Origin of the sequence: Paenibacillus sp. NPDC101420 (genome assembly GCF_050277435.1) — a bacterium.
Classification (GTDB): domain Bacteria; phylum Bacillota; class Bacilli; order Paenibacillales; family Paenibacillaceae; genus Paenibacillus_AQ.
On record NZ_JBNNSE010000002.1, the window covers coordinates 1,301,683 to 1,320,647 of the forward strand.

Below are 18,965 nucleotides of genomic sequence, written 5' to 3' on the forward strand. Positions count from 1 at the left end.
AGGACAGAATATCCCTGTGAAGCAATGGAAATCATATTTTACTTTTGTACGGCCTTACATGAAATGGATTGTGTTTACGCTCTTTATAGGTATGATCAAGTTCAGCATCCCGTTGACACTGCCTATGATTCTGAAATACGTAGTCGATGATCTGCTGATGAACCCTGCCATGAGTGCCCAGGAGCGGGTATCGCAATTGATGCTCATCCTCGGAGGCGCTTTTGTTTTATTCGTAATTGTAAGGGGACCGGTGGAGTATTACCGGCAGTATTTTGCACAGCTGATCACAAGTAAGATATTGTTCGATATGCGGAATAAGCTATACAGTCACTTACAGCGGTTGTCGCTGCGGTATTATCAGAATACAAAAGTGGGCGAAGCGATTTCGAGATTTATAAATGATGTGGAACAGACTAAAAATTTAGTAGAAGTCGGAATGATGAATGTATGGCTGGATTTATTTACGCTAGTGTTTGCGCTTGGTTTTATGTTTTATTTGAATCCAGTGCTGGCGCTAGTATCTATCGCTGTACTTCCGTTCTACGCCTTTGCGGTAAGTAAACTATATAAACGACTTAAAGTGTTAACGAAAGACCGTTCACAGGCTCTGGCTGGCATTCAAGGCTATCTTCATGAACGGATTCAAGGCATTTCGATCATCCGTAGCTTCACCATGGAAAAAGTGGATCAGAAGCAGTTCGAAGATATCAACGGTAACTTTCTCAAAAAAGCGATGGCTCAAACTCGTTGGAATGCGATTACCTTCGCGATTATTAACACACTAACGGATATTGCACCACTGCTAGTCATCGGATACGGTGGTTATCAAGTGATTCATGGTAATTTGACTGTGGGAACCTTTGTTGCTTTCTTCGGCTATCTGGACCGGATGTATGCGCCGCTGCGTCGATTGATTAATTCCTCGACAGTGCTCACGCAAGCCTCGGCTTCCCTTGAACGGGTGCTTGAGCTGCTGGACGAGCCTTATGATATCGTGGATAAACCGGGAGCAAGACCTCTGACGAATGCACGTGGTGAAATTGATTTTCATAATGTTTGGTTCAAATACAACGAAGAAAATGATTGGGTACTGAAGGATATTAATTTAAGTATCAAACCTGGTCAGACGGTCGCTTTTGTTGGAATGAGTGGTGGCGGGAAGTCCTCTCTCATAAGCTTGATCCCGCGATTCTATGACATAAGCAAAGGTAGCCTCCAGATGGATGGTCAGGATATACAGGGTTTGACGCAGGAGAGTTTGCGAAGAGCTGTTGGGATGGTGCTTCAAGATAATTTCTTATTTAGTGGGTCTGTACGAGATAATATCTTGTTCGGCAATCCTAATGCTACAGAGGAGCAAGTCCTCTCGGCGGCGAGAGCTGCCAATGCGCATGATTTTATTGAGCAGCTGCCGCTAGGCTATGATACAGAAGTGGGAGAACGTGGAGTGAAGCTGTCCGGTGGGCAAAAGCAACGGGTAGCCATAGCAAGGGTGTTTCTTAAAGACCCAAAGGTTCTTATATTAGACGAAGCTACGTCAGCGCTGGATCTGGAATCAGAGCATTTAATTCAACAAGCTCTGCAATCCCTCTCGTCGGAACGAACTACACTCATTGTTGCGCATAGACTGTCTACCATTACACATGCTGATCAGATCGTGGTGCTTGAGAACGGTGAAATCACAGAACGTGGTACACATGAGGAACTAATGGGACTGGACGGAAGTTATGCGAGATTGTTTAACGTACAGCATTTGGATACATGATAAGATCTAACATTATAATAAATTACTTAGGTGGTCTTCTCGGGAGAGAGGGCCATTTTTTTAAATCCATTTGAGTCTTTTTGAATATCACGTGCGTCTAAAAAATATAAGCGACATGAAAGGTAGTGAGAACTTGAATACAACAGAGCTGGAGGAAAAGGCGATAGCGGGTGATGAAGACAGCTTTACTGCATTGATAGACGGGATGCAAGAACGTCTTTACCGTATGGCGTACTCCTATGTGAGGAATAAGGATGATGCGCTGGAGATTGTACAGGAGACCGTCTATAAAGCGTTCATCTCAATTCATAAACTGCAGCAACCCCAATATTTTAAAACTTGGCTCACAAAAATAGCCGTCAATTGTGCCTTGGACTTTATCCGAAAATCTAAAAAAATCGTGTATATGGAGAAAGATCCCGAAGGCAGCTACGCTTCAGAACCCATAGAGGATGTCATTGATCTTCAGGAGGCGCTAAGAGTTCTTGATAAAAGATCAAGAATGATAATTGTGATGAGGTATTTTGAAGACTTGCCCATAAAGGAAATTGCCGGGGTATTGGACATGCCAGAGAGTACAGTGAAAACCGTCATCTATCGGGGATTAGGGAAATTAAAAATTAATATGAAGGGGAGTGAGTACTTTGGATAATCAACTTGAACGTTTACAGAAAGCATACAACGATATTGAAATCCCCGAAGAACTATCACAAGCTTCTCGAAAAGGTATTGAAAGAGGAAAACGCTATAAACAACAGAAAAGAGGAATAAAAATGAGCGGATTAAAATGGACAGGATCAGTTGCAGCAGCAGTTATCATTTCTTTTACAGTGGGTGTAAATACGGTACCCGCTTTCGCGGATAGTATGAATCAAGTGCCCGTTCTAGGTAAGCTGGTAAGTGTATTGAAATTTACGGATGGAAGTGCAGGCGGCGGCACGATTCAGGATGGAGTAGATGTCAATTTCATTTCGTTGAAACATCAGAAGAACAGTGATCAAATGATTTTAAACTTTGCAAATTCGGACAATACACAAGACCTTGCAAGCTCTTATAACGTAAAATTCACTGACAATCCTTATACAATGACCGTAACCGTGAGTGGGGCAAGGAACTTCTCAGCTGTTAAAGATCTTGAGACATTAAAAGAAAGTAAGTATGTTCAAGATGCTTATCCTTTAATTACATTGGATGACTCCATGATACGTTTCAATGTAACCTTCAAAGAGCCAGTTGCTTATGAGGTAAAGGAATATAAGGATCCGGCACAGGTGGCGATTACATTGAAGGATAAGAAGGGTGACGTGGAAGAAGGAACTTCTATCTATTCACTTAGAACAAGCTCAGAGCCTTCCGGCGAGAGTCAAGGTATGGCTGAAGAGATGTTATACGGGTTAGAGAACGTGCGCGTATTAAAGGATCAGAAGGGATTATTCCTAGTGGAAGCTGGGTATTTTAATACAGAAGCAGAAGCTTTGGCCCAACTGAAAAAAATTCAAACAGAGCATGGGGTTGGTGATCTATTGTTTGTAGAAAAACGATCGTCTCAGGAGATTCCACAATCCATTTCTCAGGCTGAATAAAAATAAAATAGAGCAGCGATTCTCTCGATAGTGGAGAATTGCTGCTCTATTTTTGTGTTGAATGGTTGCTCCACCTTTTACATTTTGCCAATCAAGAGCGACAAAATACCGGCTGCGATAAGCGGTCCTACAGGGACACCCTTGAACAATGCAACGCCAATCACTGTTCCGATCAGGAGACCCGCAACAACTGTGGGCTGGTTGGTCATAAGGATGGCTCCGCGCCCACCAAGATAAGCGACGAGAATGCCGATCGCAATCGCAAGAAGAGACTTCCAGTGGAGGAAGGACTGACCGACCATCTGCAGCGATATTTTTCCGCTGGCCAAAGGCGTCATGACCCCGATCGTAAGAATGATAATCCCGATAGTTAAACCATATTTCTCAAGCCAAGGGAAGGTCTGCTGCAGGCCAAGAACTCTTAGCAGTAGTAGGACGACCATTGCTATTGTTACAGGGGAATTACTGCTTATAATACCGAGCGCAGCAAGACCAAGCAAAAGCAAAGAGGTCATGTCCATCTTAAACGTTCAACTCCTTATTGTGAGAACTGCGCTTCGCAAGAATGTGATCTGCGATAAGTTTACCATGCCCACGTCCTGTCTCAATAAATACTTCATTCGCATTGCGGCCTGAAGCGATTACTCCTGCAACATAAAGACCTGGAACATTACTTTCCATAGTTGAAGGATTAAAAGCTGGCTTATCCATATCGTCATCCATAACTACACCGGCAGAAGTGAGAAGCACCCGGCTAGGCCGGAAGCCAGTTAAAGCAAGGACGAAATCATTATCTATGGATTTTTTGTCTCCATTATGACTCGTAACTATAACCGAACTAGCCGTAATTTCAGTAACACGTGATTCCAGATGTAGAGTGATTTTACCCTTTTGTACCATCCCTTCAAAGATTGGCCGAACCCAAGGCTTAATATTCGAGGAAATGCTCTCACCACGATAGACCATATCGACTGTAGCTCCAACACGCATAAGCTCCAGTGCTGCATCTACCGCTGAATTACTGCCACCAATGACAGTAACTTTCATCCCTGTATACGGATGGGCTTCACCGAAATAGTGGGTAACTTTAGGAAGTTCTTCCCCTGGAATACCGATCATATTCGGTTGATCAAAATAACCTGTAGCGATAACGACATTTGCAGTGATTCGTGTGTGATGCTCACCACGCATATTGGACGTATGTACAGCATAGGTTCCATCTTCCAGAGGCTCAATGGATAACGCTTCTTCGTAAGCGGCGATATCTAGACCATACTGCTTCGCAGCCCGGCGGTAATAGACAAGAGCTTCATGGCGGTATGGTTTATCATTGGTCGAGGTGAAAGGAACGTCTCCGATTTCTAATAACTCAGCGGTACTGAAGAATTGCATATTTGTTGGATACAAATAAATGGAGTGTACGATAAAGCTTTTTTCAATAATGAGACTGGACAGTCCTTGGCGCTGGCATTCGATAGCTGCCGAGAGGCCGCAAGGACCTGCACCGATAATAATTACATCTTTCATACAGTGGGTTACCTCCTGATTGTTACTATCTTTTCTTTAAATCCTACCCTAAATTCATTCATTTTGCCATAAGCATAAGATTAAACACAATAACCATTGCAAGCATAATGTTGATTGTTATATAATTAGATATATATCTAATGTGAATCTAGCTTATGAAGGTGAAGGAGTGTGATTCCAATGCAGTTAGAAAAAATAGTGAACTATCATAAAGCTTTGGCTGACCCAACACGTCTTCGTTTATTGTTGCTTCTGTCACAAGGAGAAATGCACGGACAAGCGCTGGCTGAGAAATTGAATTTATCACAACCAACGGTAACTCATCATGCAGCGAAATTGCGTGAAGCAGCTCTAATAAAGGAACGACGTGACAAAAATACAGTTTATTTTAAGTTGAATCCAGAATTCATTAGTAGTGGCGCTGAGGCTTCACTTCAGTTTATTTTTTCGAAAGGAGCGAGAAATATGGAAGAGAAATCACCTGAAAATAGTCTAAAGGAGTCTGTGCTGCGTAACTTTTTTTCTAAGGATGGGCGGCTTCGGCAAATCCCGGCACAATATAAGAAGAAACTGATCGCACTTCAGTACATGGTTGAGAAGCTAGAGCCAGGGGTAGTTTATAGTGAGAAGGAAATTAACGAGTTTATAAAGCAGTTCCATGAAGATTTTGCTACCATTCGGCGTGAATTTATTATGCATCAGTTTATGTATCGTGAGAATGATAAATATGAACTTAATCCCCAAGAAATTTGGACACGGTGGGAAGATGTCAAATAATGATCATAAAGCTGTTAACAATTTGTGTCGATTGGAAATATGTTGATTAAGAAGGAGGAATTCGAATATAATAGAATTGTAAGCGTTAACAAAGATAGTTTTTCGAAAGGAGACTTGTCTTATGTTTTTCAAACGCGCAAAAAAACAATCACAATCCGATCACGTCACCGTTACCTTAAACCAAGTCAAGCAGGCGATCAGACAGTTTGAAGAAGATATGCCTGCGCTAATTAATAGAACAGCCTTAATCCTTGAAGACAAAAGAATAGATTTGAGCCGACTACAACGATATTTAGGTGGAGTTCCAGACCAGAATTTCTATATGTCACGTGAGACGTATGAAGTTTTCGAGGAACAAGATAAGCTAGTTCCGTATTACCTTGATATGGTTCAGTCCGCTGTCGACAATTACATCAGTGATACAGGTCAGCTGCCACTTGTTGAAGATGCTTGGTTACCTGAAGTCCATTATCGATTGCTAGCCACAGAAAGCTATCTCAAAGAGACCCCTCCTTTCCCACTGTATATCACGGAAGAGGAAATGATGCTGACACATCGAGCGGAGCATTTTGAGTAAATGAATAAATCAAATATAAAGCCTATAAAGACTGTTCGGTAGAAGGGGAGACAGCTGTTCCTTTTTACAGAATGGTCTTTTCATTGTTTCCAAAGGCATAGTACAATAGATTACTGAAAGTTCAATTCTGAAAATCAACAGCATATAAGGGGAATCGCTTGATGAAAGAAGTACAAGCCGTATTATTTGATTTGGATAATACTTTAATGGATCGTGATCATACATTTCGCAGTTTTAGTACTCAGTTTGTTCAGGATTTTCTAGGACATTTGGAAGCTGAAGAAGCGCAGAAGGTAGTAGAAGATATGATTCACAGAGATGCTGATGGTTACCGTGATAAGGACGGATTCTTCGTAGAGCTAAGCGAGGTACTGCCTTGGGAAACACCAGTTACGGCTGAACATATTCGTGCATATTATGATGCAAGTTATATCAATCATGGTGCTACGATGAAGGATGCTGTGGACGTTCTGAAGTACTGCAAAGAGCGTGGTTATATACTTGGTCTGGTTACCAACGGCAAAGTAGATATCCAGAACACCAAAATTGATACCCTTGCCCTGCGAGAGTACTTCAAGGCTATTGTCATTTCTGGAGAAGTAGAAATCGCTAAGCCTGATCCTAAGATTTATCAACTTGCATTAGACAGATTGGGAGTTACTGCGGATCAGACATTGTTTATTGGAGATCACCCGGTGAATGATATCTGGGGTGCAGGGAAAGCAGGGCTACAAGGCATTTGGCTGCAAAGAAAACATGCCTGGGACGAGCAATTGGACATACAACCTTGGAAGATAATCTACGAGTTGAATGAGCTTAAGTCCATTTTGTAATTTTATCAAAATTTATAGTTGACATTATACGGCAGCGCCGTTTATGATAACAACATCTTATTTCGGAAGGAGACGATGTTTTATGACAGTTTTAAATGTAATGAACTCAACTGTTGTGGATACGTGTCTTCCGGGAACAGCGGCTGCCGAATAAGTTATTCGTGCAGTTTAGCAGGTAAGCTCTATTACGCTTATTAGAGCCGCGGGAACCGTATTGGGTCCGGCGGCTTTTTTGCGTATATAGAATCGATAGGAATTGTAGTTAATTGTCTATTTCTCTATATATCGCACGGGAAAATGAATTTATCCTTGTCTTTTGGATGAGACATTTTTCTGATTATGTGTGCACTTTTTGTCCTTTTCGTCCTAGAAGAGTTCATGAAGTGTGACCGCCGCCGGAGTCTTAAATTCCGACGGCTTTTTGTGTTCTCGGAAAATGCTAGCAGTACATGGTAAATAAAAATAAAAACTTAAACAGATCTTTAGGAGGATTCAAATGACTAACATACAGCAATATGGTTGGAATGAAAATTGGAGTTCAAAATGGGATGAAAAGTGGAAGGAGACGGAGGATAAACGGCTTGTTCCCGGAAGAATTGTAGGCGATTTTGGCAGTAAGTATAGGGTGATGACTGATTTGGGAGAGACATGGGGGGAGCTATCAGGCAAGTTGAGACATACGTTTGTCGCTTCAGGTGATTTTCCAGCGATCGGCGACTGGGTGGCTCTTTCAATGCAGGATGGCGGCGAGCATGCGATTTTACATGGGATATTGCCTCGGCATAGTGTCATCTCACGCAAGGTAGCTGGTAACACTCAAGAGGAGCAGATTGTTGCCTCGAATGTAGACACTTTATTTCTGGTCAGTGCTTTGAATGATGACTTTAATGTTCGGCGGATGGAGAGATACTTAATCATGGCTTGGAACAGCGGGGCCAATCCAGTCATTCTACTGACCAAAGCAGATCTTTGCCTAGATGCAGAGAGTAAAATTGCCGAAATGGAAAGCGCCGCTCCAGGTGTGCCTGTTCATGCGGTTAGTGCACTGCAAGATAATGGCCGTGAGAAGTTGCTGCCTTACATTGGGAGTGGACAGACAGTAGCTCTAACGGGCTCATCAGGCTGCGGCAAATCTACGATGGTCAACTGGTTATGTGGAAAGAATCTTCAGCTTACACAGGATGTAAGAGAAGGCGATAGCCGAGGACGCCATACTACTACCCACCGTGAACTGTTTATTATGCCGGACGGAGGAATCATAGTAGACACACCAGGGATGCGTGAGCTGCAGCTGTGGGAAGATGAGGGTGGATTAGATCTGGCGTTCAGTGATATTAGCAGCTTAGCTGCTGCATGTCGGTTTAGTAACTGTAAACATGAACGTGAGGAGGGCTGTGCGGTACTTGAAGCGGTTCATAACGGTGAGCTCGAAGAGAAGAGACTGCTGAACTACCGAAAGACACAGCGGGAACTGCTGTACCAAAGCACCAAAGAGGTGAAGCTCAAGAGAAAAACCACAGCTTCTTCTAAAGTTCATTCGACAAGGACTAGAGGGTACGGTTGGCGTAAAGAACTTGATGAGTATTAGAAGAACTTTATAGACAGCGACGGAGCCAAGAGTAGTGTTCCAATAGGCTAGAAAGTCAAAAAAGGGTGACCCTGAGCTCAGGGTCACCCTTTTTTATTAAATTCTCTTATAGCTTGTATTAGAACGAAGCTGCAGTTTCCTTAGCCAATTGTAATCCGTTCTCAATGATTTCAGCGGATTGTGCAGGAAGTTGGTTGTGACCTTCGATGATTACTTGAGTAATATCTTTGATACCCCAAAGGTTAAGGTTACCAACGATGAAGTTTACAGCCATTTCAGCACTTGCTGCAGGACCTTCGGAATAAATGCCACCTCTAGCGTTCAGTACGATTGCTTTTTTACCTGTCAAAAGACCAACTGGACCTTCAGCAGTGTAAGAGAATGTTTTGCCAGCTTGGCAAAGGTAATCGACATAAGTATGCAATACAGCTGGTACAGTCATGTTCCACAGTGGGAAACCGAATACTACTTTATCAGCAGCGATAAACTGTTCCAGATATTTATTAACTACAGCAGCACCTGCTGCTTCTTCAGCTGTTAGTTCGTAACCTTGAGCAGCTTTGTACATACCAGTGATCAGGGTATTGTCGTAGTAAGGAAGTTGCTCTGCGAACAAATCAAGTTCAGTGATTTCATCTTCTGGATTGTTAAGTTTGTAGTTCTCCAAAAATTCATTGTAAAGCTTAACACTTACGGATTGTTCTGCTGGACGGTTGTTTGCTTTGATAAATAAAACATTAGACATTATGATTGCTCCCTTGGATGTGTGTATTTAATATTAACTATAAATAATATAGCATGTATTTTTTTGTTTGTAAATTATTTTTTTGTGATTTTTTTGGGGGGAAAAGAGTATTTTATAAAGGAACAAGAGTTTGAATAATAGAAATCCCGGTTAATAAACTTACAAGGAAACAGGAAAATATTCCCTATATTCATAAGGATCTGAATGAATTAAAAGGAGCGATGGACATGTCCATTGATCGGTTTATCATTAAGAAATTGGATAGCTGTCACGAAGAGCATACACGCCAAAATTTAGTGAGACTCTTTAAACTTCGAATACAGAAAGCTGAAAAAGCAGAGAATAAGAACTATAAGATTAGCTGATATTGTCCCATACTGGTGTAATCATTCATTACTAAAGCTGCAAAACTTAAAAACAGCAAGTCTCTTTCAGAGACTTGCTGTTTTGTCTGCCAAAGGATAAAAGAAACTTTACAAAAAAACTACCCCTCTATTAATAGAGGGATAGCGCCAATGAATCATTCTCACTATAACTGTGCAATATAGCCTCAGAGCCTTTAATTTCGATACTAATTAATGAATTCAGGCATTTCTGGATAGCATTCTTGCCCTTTTGAATTTTGAGCTCCAACGTACTGTTAAGTAATCTAAGTACTTTTTGAGTGGGCTGTTTATTTTCTGTTGTGAAATACACAGGTACAAGTTTGTTCTGAAATGTGATGAGCATTCTCATTTTGAAGACACCTCGCTAAAAGTATTTCATGTTAATGATAATACCCTTTGTTTCTTAATTTTACCTTAAAATTAGCTTATGATAACATAAAGATTGTTAGATTAATATACATATATATGAAATACAGGAAGGATACAATGATGTGAATGACAATGGATTGGCCGATTTAACGCATTTTTTATTTCCAGATGAAGTAATGGGGCAAGCGGTTCTGGATCAGTTACATACAGGTTTAAACGCAGAACGGATCTGTAGATTGAAATATAAAGAGAAGGAGGAAATGAAGGATCTGTGTCTGCAAATACATAAAGACCGGATACTAGTAATCTGCAATAGTAACCCGGAAACCCTGCCCTATGAATTAAAGGATAAAAGTGAAACGGAGAGCTTTTGTCTTCAGCTGTTCGAATGTGAGAACATGAAGGAGCTCTTTAATCACGGGATTCCGGCATTACTAATGTCAAAAAGAAAATTTGAGGAGCTGAAAAAAAGCTCATGCTCATCCACGCTGCAAATGCTCTCAGATTGTTTAGCAGCAGAGACAGGGGATGATGTACATTCCATCCAACTAGCACGGGTAATGAAGTGCTTCATGGCGGAAGGAGAATTACGACTCTGTACGTCCAGTGACAGTGGATGGAGCTTCCAGAAAGCACGCTTCTTAGGCGATCATTCCAGTGGCTGGTTGTTACGAATGAGCAGTGATCCATCCAAAGACTGGCTTATAGCCCTCCCGATTACAAAAGCTCAATTATGTGGGTCAGTAACAAAGTGGGTGTTACATTCTTCCGCATTTCTCACTCCACAATAGCAGTTGAATAAGGAGGGAGGGTAAGTTGATCTGAATTCAAGATCGATTTGACAGCAAGCGTCTTTAGGATCTTGGAGTAAGAGAAACCCTCGACATTGGGTTGTAGTACAATGGCTTGTTCTTCGCCAGTAAGGTTATGAACGACGAGCACCTGATCCTGTGTTGTTAGTCGTTCGTAAGCCATAACCCCGGGATTGCCAGAAGCAAAGTCACGGATTCCGCCATCCCGGAGCGCAGGAATCTCATTTCTTAGCGCAATAAGCTCGCGATATCTTTCTAGCATTGAATCACTGTCATTCAGCTGGCTCTCAACATCAACGTTAATCGCACCCGCATTATTACGTCCGGCCTCCCAAGTAGTCTGCCCCTCTCCTTGATCGGCTGCACTCCATCTCATAGGCTCTCGAAGTCCTTCATCTGGCTTCACACCGCGCATTCCAATTTCTTCACCATAATAGATAAAAGGATTCCCAGGCAAAGTTAACAGTAGGGCTGCTGCCATTTTTGCATGATTCGGGTTATTGTCTAATTGACTCATGACTCTGTTTTGATCATGATTCGTCAAGAAAGTAGCATCGGTAAATTGGTTATCGGATATTTTGGAATACAATTTATAGGTTCGTTCCAGCGTAAAGGCCGTCCCACTGTCTTTTTCAGTTTTTACAGAGTTCACCAGTGTTTCTGCTAAGCCAAAGTTAAAGCTTGAGTTAAAAGCTTGATCTAAATAAGCTCCGACAGTGACAGCAGAATTCTCCCAGACCTCGCCAACTATATATGCCTCTGGATTTACTTCATTCATAGCCTTGCGGAACTCCTGCCACCAGGACACATTTTTAGCGGTAGTAGCCTCACTTTTATCACTCAAAAGATCTTCGTAGATATGCTTCGCAGCATCTAGTCGGAAGCCATCCACACCTTGCTCAAGCCAAAACTTTCCGATGTCCTTCATTTCAGTACGAACTTCTGCATTATCGAAATTCAGATCAGGCATGCCTTCCCAAAATCCGCCCAGATAATGACTGCCAAGGATAGAATGCCACGCACTGCCACCGCCAGCAGCGCTGGCTCCATTTGCGGGACGACCTTGATCTTCAGCCCAGACGTACCAATCGCGATATTTGCTGTCACTGTTTTTAGCCGAGTCTACGAACCATGGGTGTTCTTTGGAGGTATGATTCACAACCAAATCCATAATTATTTTTATTCCTCGTTTATGCGCTTCTTTAATTAGCTCCTGCATATCCTCAATCGTCCCATAATCAGGATTAATCGCACGATAATCGGTTACATCATATCCATGATAGCTTGGTGATGGGTTGATGGGCATGAGCCAAATCCCGCCAATCCCCAAATCAGTCGTGGTTTCAGGATTCCCATCATTTAAGTAATCCAGCTTTTGGGTGATCCCTTTTAGATCTCCAATGCCATCGCCGTCTGAATCATAGAAGGAACGAACAAATAATTCATAATAAACAGCGGAAGGTTGTTCATCCGTCTTATTTATCAATGCTTGAGGTGTAGCGGTGCTCTGAATGGAGTCTGCTTTAGGGGAGGGCGTGGCAATGGATGTTTTGTTGCTTTGATTACCAGAACAACCGGACAGCAGTAATGTCGTTAGACTGATGCCCACCAGAGAGCATATTGTGATTTTTTTGGTTTTGAATGTAACACCTTTATACATATGTAATAACTCCTTCTATTGCAAATTTTCTGATTTCAAGAAATGGAAAGCGCTTTATTTCCTATAGTACTCGAATGCATCCCCATTGGTAAAACGTTTGCACAGATACAAAAACAGCAAATTAAACGATATTTATCCATTCCTCCAATAAAAGTCGCTAGTATCATGGTTATTCTTGGATTTCCCTAGGTTATTGGAGGTTTTAACCTTTTCATAGGCATCTGCATATGCTTTAAGCAAGGGCGAAGGACCCGGTAAGAAAGGAGAATGAAGAATGAAGATTAGGAAAAAGCTGTCATTGTCGCTCATGATCATTACTTTATGCTTTTCAGTGCTTGCCGGTTGCGGCGGAAAGTCAGAGTTGGTAAAGGTGAAGATTGGTGAAGTCACCCGTTCTGTCTTTTATGCACCCGAATATGTTGCCTTATCACAAAATTTCTTTAAAGACGAAGGACTTGACGTAGAGCTACAGACGATCCCCGGTGGAGATAAAACCATGACTGCACTCCTCTCAGGTGCCATCGATGTTGCATTGGTAGGTTCTGAAACCTCCATTTATGTGTATCAACAGGGTTCAGATGATCCGGTTATTAATTTTGCACAGCTTACTCAGAGGGATGGAACGTTCCTGTTTGCCCGTAAAGCTGACGGAGCGTTTAACTGGGATAAAGTGAAGGGTTCTACCTTCCTGGGGCAAAGAAAAGGCGGAATGCCACAGATGGCAGGTGCGTTTACTTTATCTAAAAAAGGAATAGATCCTACCAAAGACATTACCTTGATCCAAAATATTGACTTTGCTAATATTGCAGGTGCTTTTGCTTCAGGTACAGGCGATTATGTGCAGCTGTTTGAACCACAGGCTTCAATCTTTGAACGTGAGAACCGAGGGGCAGTAGTGGCTTCGTTTGGTGTGGAAAGCGGCTATTTACCGTACACCGTGTTTATGTCTAAGAACAGCTATATTAGTAAAAATGGAGATACGGTACAGAAGTTCACAAATGCGATCCAGCGTGCTCAGCTTTGGGTGAAGGAACATAGCCCTGAAGAAATTGCGGATGCGATAATGACTTATTTTGATAAGACAGATAAAGATATCGTCGTTTCTGCAGTCAAACGTTATAAGGAACAGGATACCTATGCGGTTAATCCAATTATAGATCAAGAAGAATGGAACAATTTGCTCGATGTCATTGATAATGCTGGTGAGCTTAAAGAACGCGTTCCCGTTGACAAAATAGTGAATAACAGTTTTGCTGAGAAAGCTGAGAAAAGCATAAAGAGCAGCACTTCAAAATAAGAGAGAACCAAAGATCCTAAATTAGATGTGTAAAATTGAAGGAGGGGCTGACAATGCTTCCAGTAGTGCAATTAAAGGGAGTAACGCATGCCTATCTTGGCGACCGTGAAGCTTCACTGGCCGTTGAGGACCTGAACCTTAATGTCGAGCAAGGGGAGTTCGTTAGCTTAGTCGGACCAAGTGGTTGCGGTAAGACGACTCTCCTATCGATTATTGCAGGACTGCTGCAGCCATCTCAAGGCGAAGTGTTCGTAAATGGAGAGCCCATTATGGGACCCTCACCAGAGGTTGGGTATATGCTGCAGCAGGATTATCTTTTTCCTTGGCGGAGTATTCTGGACAATGCCATTCTAGGACTAGAGCTGACTGGAAACTTGAACGAGGAGAGCAAAAAGCGGACGTTGGAGCTACTTCGAGAGATGGGCTTAGAAGGCAAAGAGCACGCCCTTCCTACTCAGTTATCAGGTGGGATGCGGCAGAGAGTGGCTCTGGTACGCACCTTGGCAACGAATCCTGGACTCCTTCTACTAGACGAGCCGTTCTCGGCACTTGATTACCAGATCAAATTACAGCTGGAAGATTTGGTCTCTGAGACCTTACGCAGCAGGGGGACAACTGCGATATTAGTTACTCATGATCTATCTGAGGCCATTGCGGTAAGCAGTAGTGTTATTCTTCTACAACGAAATCCAGGGAAGATCCGAAAAGTATTTTCAGTGCCAGAGCAAATCCGGTCAGCACCTCCGCTATTTGCACGTGATCAGCCAGGCTTTTCGGAGCTTTTTCATGAAATATGGAAAGAGATGGAGATTGCAGGGAGGGAAAGCTAATGAAGCATACGGAGCAATCGGGGTTATTAGCTTCCCGTGAACAGTGGCTACAACAATTGCAAGGCGATTATAAAAAAACGAAGCACCGCTGGCGCAATCAGGTGATTGTTGTAAGGAGCAGCCTGTTACTGCTGTTTTTTGTTCTCTGGGAAGCTGGCGCAAGAATGGGCTGGATTGATGAGTTATTATTCAGCTATCCCACAAAAATCTTCCGGCAGATCTGGGGAGATATGGTCAGTGGAAGCTTGTGGCCGCATCTGGGGATGACGGTAGGTGAGACTGCGGTAGGGTTTGTACTAGGAACGCTATTAGGGACACTTCTTGCTGTGATCATTTGGTGGTCTCCTTTTTTATCAGCAGTGCTTGATCCGTATATGGTCGTATTTAACAGTATGCCGAAGGTGGCGCTGGGGCCGATTTTTATCGTCATGTTCGGAGCCGGATTCACTGCTATCGTTGTTACTACTTTATCTATAACGGTGATTATAACGACGCTTGTTGTGTACAATAGTTTTTGCAGTGTGGATCCGAATCTGGTCAAGGTGGTTCGTTCCTTCGGAGCTTCCAGAGTTCAGGTGTTCTTTAAAGTAATTCTTCCAGCCTCGTTCCCGACGGTGGTCTCCACCTTAAAGGTGAATGTGGGGATGTCATGGGTAGGAGTTATCGTAGGGGAGTTCCTGGTTGCTAAATCGGGTCTGGGTTATCTGATTATTTATGGTTTCCAGGTCTTTAATTTCACGTTAGTGATGTCCAGTCTTTTGATTATCGCGGCCGTGGCTACAGCAATGTATCAATTAGTGGTATATCTTGAGAAGCGGCTGTTATCCCGGCGATGAACCTTATGTAATATTGTGTCCGTACACAAAATCTTGTAACATGTCTATATCTTTACCTATTTATTGGGTTAGTGCTTGTAAGGAGAGATAAGGCTATGGGATTTCGTGTGATAAAAACAGCAGCAGCTACGTTATTATCCGTACTAGTTGCGTCTGCAGTGGGTATACCTAATGCGCAGAGTGCAGGCTTGCTGGCAATTTTGGGTGTAGAGGTTACTTTGAAAAGGAGTTTCCGAACGATAACGGCTCGTTTTTTAGCCTCGCTCGTGGGACTCTTTTTTGGCTGCATCCTATTCTGGCTTCTAGGGTTCCATTACTGGGTGCTCGGGCTGTATGTACTCGTGGGCTTTCCGATGATTGTAAAGTCTGGCTACAAAGAAGGAATTGTCACCAGCTCGGTTATCGTGTTTCGCGTGTTTGGACAAGCTGAACTATCGCTCCATGTCCTGTTGCAGCAAATAGAGCTTCTGGCTATTGGGCTCGGTTCAGCAGGGCTGGTAAACTTGATTTACATGCCTCAGACTGGTGGGGTCATTTATGGAATCCGTAAGGAAGTGGATCGCTATTTTTCGGTTATTTTTACCCAGATGGCCCGAACGCTTCGAGATCCTGCTTATATTTGGGACGGCAAAGAATTAATTGACGCAGATAATACAGTGCAGCGGGGATTAACGGCAGCTACCCGTGAGATGGAGAATCATGTTATTCATCCTGATGAAGCATGGAATGTTTATTTCTACATGCGGAAGGAGCAACTGGAATCGATTCAAAGTATGATGCAGCTGCTTTCTCAAGTGTATCGCCATTTACCGCATGGGGAGATGGTTGCTGAGTTATTTGACCAGCTTAGCGGGGATGTGCTTGCGGAAGAATATACTGGACGAACTGAACATTTACTGGACGAGCTAACAAGAGAATTTGAAGAAATGGATCTGCCAGAGACACGTGAGGAATTTGAAGTGCGCTCAGCTATTCTTCAGTTATGCAGGGAACTGGCACTTTATTTAAAGATCGCTAAGCGGCATAAAATCCCGGTCAGTTACAAGCCGGAGAAACGTTTGAAGATTCGAAATAAGGCTTAAATTGAGGCTTTAATAAACTGAAGTATTAACTATCTCTGTCAAAATCACGATAAGATATGTATGAGCTAAAAGTTGATCACAGGATATGATTAACGATTTTATGGTGAGTTCAAATAATAGCAGGAAGTTCGGTAGTCGAATTTTCCGCATTGGCAGGTGAGGCGTATGGACAAAGTTATGGAATCATTTATAGGAAAACAGCTTATAGCTAACCTTTTTAATGACAAAGGAGTATTTGTTTTACCCGCATTGACTTTATTAAGTGCTGAGCATATACGATTAATCAATCAACATAAGATCACCCTAGAGTCTCATGACGTCGTACAGCTGGATAGCGCGGAATTTTTCCAACTTGCAATCGATGATTGCACAGCTGCGATAGAGAATATTTTTGAACAGCTTCGTCATAACAAAAACAAACGAATTCCTATGCTTGAAGTTAGAAATGAAGTCATTCCGTTTATTCAGCAGGTAAGTGAAAAGAATGACTTCTACGGCGTATTGGCTGCATTGCAGTCCAAGGATGATTATACATACAGACATAATGTAGCGGTTGGTATTTTATCTACATTGCTAGGGAAATGGCTAAAATTAAAGCCTGAGGATTTGAGTATGCTGACGATCGCAGCGACCCTTCATGATATCGGAAAAATGAGGATTCCGGATGAATTATTAACCCGGCCAGGCCCGTTGACCGCAGAGGAGTATCAGCTTATGAAAAAGCATACGACCTATGGTTACGAGATGATCCGGGACACTATTGGAACCAATCATTTGCAAGCGCTCGTCGCCCTGCAGCATCATGAAAGAATGGACGGCAGTGGTTATCCATTCGGCGTACTTGGGAATCGCATCACTGATTTCAGTAAAATTGTTGCAGTAGCAGACGTGTTCCATGCGATGACATCCGACCGGTTTTATCGTAAAGCTTCACCTCTTTATGAAGTGTTGCTGCAGATGGAGGAAAACGTATTTGGCAAGCTTGACCCTTATATTTGTAGAGTCTTTATTAATAAGTTAATGCAGTCAATGATAGGGAATGAAGTGGAATTGACAGATGGACGGACAGGAAAAATCATTATGATTCTTGCTACTGATCCACTGCGTCCCCTCGTGAATATTGATGACGATTTTATTGACCTGAGCAAACATAGATCTATTGGTATTATGCGCGTAATCCCGCAATAGCGGACTTTATAAGGTTTTTTTAACGTTCAGAATGGATATGTATCAGGCTGGACCATTTTTATAATCTACTCATATCTGTACAAATTTTGAAATAAAATGAACTATAAGTCTTCTGATAAGACCCTCTGGAGGGCTTACTCAAATTTATTTATAGACTAACAATCAACAAATGCCTAGAACCTGCATACACTTGATAGTGAATGATTGTATGGAGGAGGTTTAAAGATGTCATTAAGCCATAAACGTCAAACAAGGGAGATCATTACGAAGGCAATTTGCGGCAAAGGTCGTAAGTTCTCTACAGCAACCCATACCGTGACTCCGCCACATCACCCGACTAGTATTCTGGGGGCTTGGATTATCAACCACCAGTACGAAGCGGTTGCCGCCGGGAACGGAATCGAAGTAATTGGTACTTACGATGTAAACATCTGGTACTCGTACGACAAGAACAAGCAGACCGAGGTAGCTAAAGAAACGGTCTCCTATGTGGAGCTCATTCCGCTTTCCTACCTGGACACGAGACACCGCACTTCTACCGTTGAGGTCTCTGCGGAGGCAACGCAGGAACCCAACTGTGTAGAAGCGGGCGTATCGCCAGGCGGAGGCAGTGTGACACTTCGCGTAGAGCGCGAATTCGAAGTGGAGTTGGTGGCTGAGACCAAAGTCCGTGTGTATGTCACTGAGCAAAGCGATGATCCAGAAGACAAGGATTATGATTTTGAAGGTGATAGCTTCGATTACGATGATCTAGACCCTGACAATCTGGATGATGAACTGTAAGGAAGGATACGCCGCCGTTAACTGAGTACTGATGGGTTATGGTCCATTATATGTAGGGAGGGCGGCGGCGTAGAGGGCGAATGCCCTCCTTTTTTTTATTTATTTTTAGAATTAAAAATGGAACCTGAGTGGATTAAGAACAACCTGGTCTGTATGAATGGGCAAGAAGTGCTACTGCAGGGCTTTCAATCTTGGGCTGCGATGGATGGAGGGGCAGGAGAATGAATGAGGGGTTTAAGGTGTATTCGGGATTGTCATCAGCACAAAGAGAGTCCAGATTATTTCGGAGCGGGATTGAAGCGACGCTTACTTCGTCTAGTAAGCAGG

The 18,965-nt window shown here is 42.7% G+C and carries 19 protein-coding genes; 14 read left to right on the top strand and 5 right to left on the bottom strand.

Going from position 1 to position 18,965, the window contains the following annotated elements:
* Positions 1-16: 16 nt before the first annotated feature.
* From ACQKMP_RS14815 to ACQKMP_RS14825, 3 genes are all read left to right on the top strand, one after another.
* Positions 17-1,765: an ABC transporter ATP-binding protein gene (locus tag ACQKMP_RS14815; protein WP_042188932.1), complete on the top strand. Its 1,749-nt coding sequence runs from the start codon at positions 17-19 to the stop codon at positions 1,763-1,765.
* 133 nt (positions 1,766-1,898) lie between these two features.
* A complete protein-coding gene (locus tag ACQKMP_RS14820) occupies positions 1,899-2,417 on the top strand; it encodes a sigma-70 family RNA polymerase sigma factor (protein WP_042194048.1) in 519 nt (172 codons plus the stop codon).
* Positions 2,410-3,348, top strand: a complete 939-nt coding sequence (locus ACQKMP_RS14825) for a DUF4179 domain-containing protein (protein ID WP_149647276.1) — start codon at positions 2,410-2,412, stop codon at positions 3,346-3,348. The genes ACQKMP_RS14820 and ACQKMP_RS14825 overlap by 8 nt, the downstream gene beginning before the upstream one ends.
* Before the next feature lie 77 nt (positions 3,349-3,425).
* Here ACQKMP_RS14825 and ACQKMP_RS14830 read toward each other — a convergent pair whose 3' ends face one another.
* Both ACQKMP_RS14830 and ACQKMP_RS14835 read right to left on the bottom strand, forming a co-directional pair.
* On the bottom strand, positions 3,426-3,869 hold the full coding sequence (locus tag ACQKMP_RS14830) for a DUF441 domain-containing protein (RefSeq protein WP_042188929.1): 444 nt from the start codon (positions 3,867-3,869) through the stop codon (positions 3,426-3,428).
* A gap of 1 nt (position 3,870) precedes the next feature.
* Positions 3,871-4,875 carry a YpdA family putative bacillithiol disulfide reductase gene (locus ACQKMP_RS14835; protein WP_042188927.1) on the bottom strand — a complete coding sequence of 335 codons (1,005 nt, stop codon included), beginning with the start codon at positions 4,873-4,875 and terminating at the stop codon, positions 3,871-3,873.
* Between the two features lie 180 nt (positions 4,876-5,055).
* On the opposite strand from ACQKMP_RS14835, the gene ACQKMP_RS14840 reads away from it, so the two are divergent.
* From ACQKMP_RS14840 to rsgA, 4 genes are all read left to right on the top strand, one after another.
* A complete protein-coding gene (locus ACQKMP_RS14840) occupies positions 5,056-5,652 on the top strand; it encodes a metalloregulator ArsR/SmtB family transcription factor (protein WP_076283498.1) in 597 nt (198 codons plus the stop codon).
* Positions 5,653-5,773: 121 nt separating this feature from the next.
* On the top strand, positions 5,774-6,229 hold the full coding sequence (locus ACQKMP_RS14845) for a DUF3939 domain-containing protein (protein WP_042188923.1): 456 nt from the start codon (positions 5,774-5,776) through the stop codon (positions 6,227-6,229).
* 161 nt (positions 6,230-6,390) lie between these two features.
* Positions 6,391-7,062 (top strand): HAD family hydrolase, encoded by a 672-nt coding sequence (locus ACQKMP_RS14850; RefSeq protein WP_379423944.1) that lies wholly within the window; start codon positions 6,391-6,393, stop codon positions 7,060-7,062.
* A 496-nt stretch (positions 7,063-7,558) separates the two neighbouring features.
* Complete coding sequence (rsgA, locus tag ACQKMP_RS14855) at positions 7,559-8,650, top strand: ribosome small subunit-dependent GTPase A (RefSeq protein ID WP_341055368.1); 1,092 nt, start codon at positions 7,559-7,561, stop codon at positions 8,648-8,650.
* Positions 8,651-8,768: 118 nt separating this feature from the next.
* Here the strand turns inward: rsgA and ACQKMP_RS14860 are convergent, their stop codons facing one another.
* Positions 8,769-9,395 (bottom strand): FMN-dependent NADH-azoreductase, encoded by a 627-nt coding sequence (locus tag ACQKMP_RS14860; RefSeq protein ID WP_042188917.1) that lies wholly within the window; start codon positions 9,393-9,395, stop codon positions 8,769-8,771.
* A gap of 495 nt (positions 9,396-9,890) precedes the next feature.
* A complete protein-coding gene (locus tag ACQKMP_RS14865; protein WP_042128392.1) occupies positions 9,891-10,130 on the bottom strand; it encodes a hypothetical protein in 240 nt (79 codons plus the stop codon).
* A gap of 142 nt (positions 10,131-10,272) precedes the next feature.
* Between ACQKMP_RS14865 and ACQKMP_RS14870 the strand changes: the two genes are divergently transcribed.
* On the top strand, positions 10,273-10,941 hold the full coding sequence (locus ACQKMP_RS14870) for a hypothetical protein (RefSeq protein WP_379423945.1): 669 nt from the start codon (positions 10,273-10,275) through the stop codon (positions 10,939-10,941).
* On the opposite strand, the gene ACQKMP_RS14875 is transcribed toward ACQKMP_RS14870, so the two are convergent.
* Complete coding sequence (locus tag ACQKMP_RS14875) at positions 10,928-12,622, bottom strand: alpha-amylase family glycosyl hydrolase (RefSeq protein WP_427469648.1); 1,695 nt, start codon at positions 12,620-12,622, stop codon at positions 10,928-10,930. The genes ACQKMP_RS14870 and ACQKMP_RS14875 overlap by 14 nt on opposite strands.
* Before the next feature lie 274 nt (positions 12,623-12,896).
* Here ACQKMP_RS14875 and ACQKMP_RS14880 point away from each other — a divergent pair, with 274 nt between their 5' ends.
* From ACQKMP_RS14880 to ACQKMP_RS14905, 6 genes are all read left to right on the top strand, one after another.
* Entirely contained in the window at positions 12,897-13,919 is a 1,023-nt protein-coding gene (locus tag ACQKMP_RS14880; protein WP_427469649.1) for an ABC transporter substrate-binding protein, read from the top strand.
* A gap of 53 nt (positions 13,920-13,972) precedes the next feature.
* The gene (locus ACQKMP_RS14885; RefSeq protein WP_379424025.1) at positions 13,973-14,749 is read left to right on the top strand and encodes an ABC transporter ATP-binding protein; all 777 of its coding nucleotides are present in this window, start codon (positions 13,973-13,975) and stop codon (positions 14,747-14,749) included.
* Positions 14,749-15,585 carry an ABC transporter permease gene (locus ACQKMP_RS14890; protein ID WP_427469650.1) on the top strand — a complete coding sequence of 279 codons (837 nt, stop codon included), beginning with the start codon at positions 14,749-14,751 and terminating at the stop codon, positions 15,583-15,585. The genes ACQKMP_RS14885 and ACQKMP_RS14890 overlap by 1 nt, the downstream gene beginning before the upstream one ends.
* Positions 15,586-15,680: 95 nt before the next feature.
* Positions 15,681-16,667: an aromatic acid exporter family protein gene (locus ACQKMP_RS14895; protein WP_042188904.1), complete on the top strand. Its 987-nt coding sequence runs from the start codon at positions 15,681-15,683 to the stop codon at positions 16,665-16,667.
* A gap of 165 nt (positions 16,668-16,832) precedes the next feature.
* Positions 16,833-17,855, top strand: a complete 1,023-nt coding sequence (locus ACQKMP_RS14900; protein WP_052404322.1) for an HD-GYP domain-containing protein — start codon at positions 16,833-16,835, stop codon at positions 17,853-17,855.
* A gap of 225 nt (positions 17,856-18,080) precedes the next feature.
* Positions 18,081-18,638 (top strand): outer spore coat protein CotE, encoded by a 558-nt coding sequence (locus tag ACQKMP_RS14905; RefSeq protein WP_036687755.1) that lies wholly within the window; start codon positions 18,081-18,083, stop codon positions 18,636-18,638.
* Positions 18,639-18,965 lie beyond the last annotated feature (327 nt).